This is a genomic window from Mesorhizobium sp. M4B.F.Ca.ET.089.01.1.1 (assembly GCF_004022605.1).
GTDB lineage: Bacteria > Pseudomonadota > Alphaproteobacteria > Rhizobiales > Rhizobiaceae > Mesorhizobium > Mesorhizobium abyssinicae.
Window position 1 is genome coordinate 1 of the sequence record NZ_RZOS01000395.1, and the last position, 5,364, is coordinate 5,364.

6 protein-coding genes are annotated in these 5,364 nt (G+C 64.1%); all 6 read left to right on the plus strand.

The window, feature by feature from the left end; genetic code table 11:
• The coding region (locus EN780_RS26765) for an enoyl-CoA hydratase/isomerase family protein (protein WP_189556758.1) at nucleotides 1-563 on the plus strand (563 nt) is incomplete at its 5' end.
• Nucleotides 560-982 (plus strand): DUF6163 family protein, encoded by a 423-nt coding sequence (locus tag EN780_RS26770; protein WP_127285745.1) that lies wholly within the window; start codon nucleotides 560-562, stop codon nucleotides 980-982. The genes EN780_RS26765 and EN780_RS26770, both read left to right, overlap by 4 nt.
• Before the next feature lie 218 nt (nucleotides 983-1,200).
• Nucleotides 1,201-1,716, plus strand: a complete 516-nt coding sequence (locus tag EN780_RS26775; RefSeq protein WP_126054949.1) for a winged helix DNA-binding protein — start codon at nucleotides 1,201-1,203, stop codon at nucleotides 1,714-1,716.
• A gap of 202 nt (nucleotides 1,717-1,918) precedes the next feature.
• On the plus strand, nucleotides 1,919-2,317 hold the full coding sequence (locus tag EN780_RS26780; protein WP_245478227.1) for a hypothetical protein: 399 nt from the start codon (nucleotides 1,919-1,921) through the stop codon (nucleotides 2,315-2,317).
• 307 nt (nucleotides 2,318-2,624) lie between these two features.
• Nucleotides 2,625-3,878 carry a murein L,D-transpeptidase gene (locus tag EN780_RS26785; protein ID WP_127309873.1) on the plus strand — a complete coding sequence of 418 codons (1,254 nt, stop codon included), beginning with the start codon at nucleotides 2,625-2,627 and terminating at the stop codon, nucleotides 3,876-3,878.
• A 135-nt stretch (nucleotides 3,879-4,013) separates the two neighbouring features.
• Nucleotides 4,014-5,364: Na+/H+ antiporter (locus EN780_RS26790; protein WP_128275793.1), on the plus strand; the 1,351-nt coding region annotated here is incomplete at its 3' end.

Consider the following 5,364-nt stretch of genomic DNA (forward strand, 5'->3'; position numbering starts at 1 on the left):
GCATGTACCTGGCGCTGACCGGCAGCCGCATCCGCCACGGCGACGCGCTCTGGTCGGGACTGGCCACCCACACCATCAAGGCCGAGGACCAGGCCGCCTTCCTCGACCGGCTCTGCGCCACCGGCGATCCGGAATCGGTGCTGCGCGGGTTTTTCGTCCCGGCCAGGCGCGAGACCGACCGGCCGGTGCTGGAAGCGATCGCGCGCCATTTCGCCCAACCCTCTTTTTCCGATATCATCGCCAGCCTCGATCGGGGCGCGCCCTCCGACGAGTTCGCCGCAAAGACCCTGGCGACAATCAGGACGCGCTCGCCGACCAGCCTGCATGTCGCCTGGCGCCAGATCAGCGCCGGGCTGACGCTGTCGATGGACGAGTGCATGAAGATGGAGTTCCGCATCCTCAACCGCATGCTTGCCGGCCACGACTTCTACGAAGGCATCCGCACCGCCATCATCGACAAGGGCTCGACGCCGCGCTGGCGTCCGGCAGGCCTGGACGACGTCAGCGTCGCCGATGTCGACGCCTATTTCGCGCCGCTCGGCGAGCGGGAGCTCGACCTGTGAGCGAGGTGACCTCCAGGCGCGTCGTGCTACAGCCCTCGACCACCGAAATCATCTTCGCCTGGTTCCAGCGCGTCATCGCCGGCTACTGCCTGCTGTTCGGCATCCTCTACTGGATCCGGCTGATCGGCTTCTATCCCGGTCCGCTCTGGCGCTTCGACCTGATGCCGGTGCACTGGCAGGTGGCCGCGGTGACGCTCGCCGTCTTCTTTCCCTTCGCCGCCGCTGGCCTGTGGATGCTGGCCTCCTGGGGGCCGGTGATCTGGTTCATCTGCGCCGCGACCGAGATTGTGATGTATGTCGGCTTTCCCGATCTGTTCGGCCACCGCCCGCTGATCATCGCCTCGCATGCCGCGGTGGCGCTGCTCTACATCGCCTTCCGGGTGGTGATCTGGCTGCAGAAGCGCCAAGCCCAGCGCTAGCCCGCAAGCGCGGGCAATTCCCCCCCGGAATCGGTGGCTAAATCTTTAGGTTAATTATCCTTGCTGGGGTGACCGTTCGTTAAGCCTCTTTCGAAACCTCTTACCGGTAAGCTCTTGTTAGCCTTGGCGTTTAAGTCGAATTTTATGAGTATTCGATAGTGTCGCGATCAAGGTGAAAAACAAAAAAATCACCGGGCGACAAACGAGAGGCAAAGACAATGATCAATTCGCGTCCGGCGGCGAAGACCGCCACCGTATCCGACGACCGCCGCGAGGCGATCCGTTCGCTTTACATGGAATCGCTGCAGCTGGTTGAGCGTCTGCACCGCCGTCTGCTTGACGTGATCAAGGACGAGTTCGACCGCAACGGCCGTTCCGACATCAACGCCATCCAGGCGCTGCTGCTCTTCAACATCGGCAATTCGGAGCTGACCGCCGGCGAACTGCGCTCGCGCGGCTACTATCTCGGCTCGAATGTCTCCTACAATCTCAAGAAGCTGGTCGACCTCGGCTTCATCAACCACCAGCGCTCGCGCATCGACCGCCGTTCGGTCCGCGTCTCGCTGACGCCGAAGGGCAACGAGGTGGCAGAAGTGGTCGCCGGTCTCTATGAGCGCCATGTCGGCTCGATCGAGCAGGTCGGCGGCATCAACACCGACGAGTTCAAGCAGATGAACCGCGCCCTGCAGCGCCTCGACCGCTTCTGGAACGACACCATCGCCTACCGGATGTAAGCCGCATCCACGCCGAGGGACCGCGCCGCGGAAGCGCGGGCAGGGGAAACAGTCGGGGACCGGGGTCGAAAGGCGCCGGTCCCTTTTCCTTTTCGCGATGGAAGGGGATATTTCGGAAGCGCCGCGCCCATCGGCAGGGTGTCTACGCTGTTTGCTTTCGCCGCGGCACTGCCTAATGTCGCCTCCTGGCGAGGGAGCGAGCATGAACCTGAAAAACCGTTCAAGGATCTTCTGGGGCGCCGCGGTGCTTCTGTTGATTTCGACCGCGGCCTCCGCCGAGGAGTGGTGGAAGGATTCTTTCGCCGCCGAAGGCAGCGCCCCGTGCGACAACAACGATACGATCGTGACATTCACCGACAAGGCAGTGGAGATGTGGGAGGTCGGCTGCTCGCTGGAGAAGGTGCAGAAGATCGGCGGCCTCGACGCGATCATTCTGGACATGACCTGTTCGGACGGTGAGACCACGGAAAAGAGACGCGAGCTGCTGCTCAAGCTGGAGGATAACAAGGTCATGCGTTATCCCCGACAAGAGGTGTTGCAGCGATGTTCGGAATTGAAGGCGCAGCCAGGGCCGGATCCGAAGGTCGAGACTGCGCACTGAGTGGGGACGCGACTGCGGAGGCGAGGACGATTGCTCACCGGTGCCGAAAAGCACCGCTGCTTTCCTTTCATCGCGTCGCCTGACGCAAATCGCGCGCCAAGGCCAAATTGCCGCCATAATCCCGGTGAAAGCGAGAATACGGGTGATGCTGCGGCCACAGGCCTGCCTTCACCTTGAAGTTGCGTCGCGCCGCGTGTTTCACGCCTAAGCGATGCGGTCATGGTTGGCTAATTGTTAAGATTGCCGACCCTAGAGTGCGGGCGAGATCGCCCGTTGATCAGATGCTTAGAGAATGTCTGGAACGTCCATGAGAACCAGCCGCCGTTTCTTCCTATCCGGAGCTTCCGCGCTTGCCGCAGCCATGGTTGCCAACAGTGCCAGCGCGCAGGATGTGATCGGGGATATCCTGAAATCATCGGCCCGCGGCAATTGGGACGACCAGTTCGACGCCCGCGCCAGCGAGGGCGGCAAGGTGGCCTCGACGCTGCCGATTTTCAGCCTGCAGACCGTCGCCTTCACCGAGCAGGCGGTGGCGCAGTACCAGACCATCGCCGGCCAGGGCGGCTGGGAGCAGGTGCCCGCGACCAAGAAGCTGCAGCTCGGCGTCGACGATCCCGATGTGGTGCCGCTGCGCAAGCGGCTGATGATCTCGGGCGATCTGTCGCAGAGCGCCGGCATCTCGAACTCGTTCGATTCCTATGTCGACGCCGCCGTCAAGCGCTTCCAGCTTCGCCACGGCCTGCCTGCCGACGGCGCCATGGGCAAATACACCTACACGGCGATGAATGTTTCGGCGCAGATCCGGCTTGGCCAGTTGCAGACCAATCTGCAGCGTCTGCGCGAAAAGGCTGGCACGCTGGGCAACCGTTACGTGCTGGTCGACATTCCGGCGGCCCAGATCGAGGCAGTCGAGAACGACCGCGTCGTGCTGCGCCACACCGCGATCGTCGGCAAGATCGACCGCCAGACCCCGATCGTGAATTCCAAGATCAACGAGATCATCGTCAATCCCTACTGGAATGCCCCGGTCTCAATCGTGCGCAAGGATATCATTCCGCTGATGCGCAAGGATCCCAACTATCTCAAGGACAGCCACATCCGCCTGTTCGCGCCGGATGGCAGCGAGGTCGATCCGATGACGGTCGACTGGTCGACGGATGACGCCGAGAAGTACCGCTTCCGCCAGGATCCGGGCGCCGGCAACGCCATGGCCTCGGTCAAGATCAACTTCCCCAGCCCGGATGGCGTCTACATGCACGACACGCCGCAGCAGAGCCTGTTCGGCAAGCTGATGCGATTCGACTCCTCGGGCTGCGTGCGCGTCCAGAACGTGCGTGACCTCGTCACCTGGATCCTGCGCGACACGCCCGGTTGGGACCGCCAGCATTTCGAGGCGACGATCAAGACCGGCGAAAACACCCCGGTTCAGGTGACCAACCCGGTGCCGGTCCACTTCCTCTATCTTTCGGCATGGTCGACGGGCCCCGGCGTCGTGCAATTCCGCGACGACATCTACGGCCTTGACGGCAACGAAGAGCTGCAGATCACGTCTTCGCTATAAGGGACTGCAATCTTTATTGAAAAGGCCGCCGATAGGCGGCCTTTTTGCTTTCCACCTTCCGTCAGCTGGCCTTCGCCGCGACTGGACGGCACGACCTGCTTTGCGCATGGTCGGGCAATATTCGGAATCGCCACCATGCATGTCGCCGTCTTCATCCTGGTCGTGCTCGTGTTCGTCGCGCTTTCGGGCGCCCTGGTCCGGCTCGTGCGCGTTCCGTTGCCGGTGCTGCAGATCGCCATAGGCGCGGCCCTTGCCTGGCCGGCGCGCGGCCTGCATGTCGAGATTGACCCGGAGCTGTTCCTCCTGGTGTTCATCCCGCCGCTCCTGTTCGGCGATGCCGTCGCCGCGCCCAAGCGCGAGCTTCTGGCGCTGCGCGGGCCGATCCTCGACCTCGCCATCGGGCTGGTCTTCTTCACCATCGTCGGCTTCGGCTACGCCTTGCACTGGCTGGTGCCGAGCATCCCGCTGGTCGTCGCCTTCGCGCTCGCCGCCGTGCTGTCGCCGACCGATGCGGTCGCCGTGTCCTCGATCGTCGACAGGAACGTGGTTCCGGCGCGGCTGATGCACATACTGGAGGGCGAGTCGCTGCTCAATGACGCGTCCGGCCTCGTCATGTTCCGCTTCGCCGTCGCGGCGGCGCTGACCGGCAGCTTCTCTTTGGCCGCTGCGTCGCTGACGTTCCTCTATGCGGTCGCCGCCGGCATCCTGGCCGGCGTGGCGGCGCTGATCGTCGCCGCCAAGACGCTGCAGTTGCTCAACCGCATCGGTGGCGTGCCGTCCGAGGCGCAGGTGCTGGTGATGATCCTGATGCCGTTCATCGCCTATCTCATCGCCGAGCACGTCGAGGCCTCGGGCATCCTGGCAGCGGTCACCGCCGGCCTGCTCACCGGCGGCTCCGGCATCTTCCGCTATCTCGGCGTCTCGGCGCGCATGCAGACCATGTCGCTGTGGACGACGCTGTCCTTCATCTTCAACGGCGCGCTGTTCATCCTGCTTGGCCTGCAGCTTCCCGACATTATCCGCAACGTGCCGCCGGAGCTTTCCAGCCGGCATTGGCTGATCGAGCCCGCGGCAACGGTGCTGATCCTGACGCTCTGCCTGATCGGCCTGCGCTTCCTGTGGATCTGGGTCGGTGACATCGCGCAGCGCGTGGCGGCGCGGTTCGGCAAGCACAAGGCCGAGCCGTTCGGGATGCGCGTTCGGCTCGCCGGTTCGGTCGCCGGCGTGCGCGGCGCCATTACGCTGGCCGGCATCCTGTCGCTGCCGCTCACCATGGCCGACGGCTCGCCCTTTCCGTCACGCGACGTCGTCATCTTCCTCGCCGCCGGCGTCATCATCTGTTCGCTGACGATCGCCAGCCTGGCCCTGCCGAAGATCGCGCGCGGGCTGGTCGAGCCCGGCGAGGACCCGGGCGCCGCCGAGGAACGGCGGGCGCGCGTCGGCGCCGCCAACGCGGCAATCGCCAGGATCGAGAGCATCGCCAATG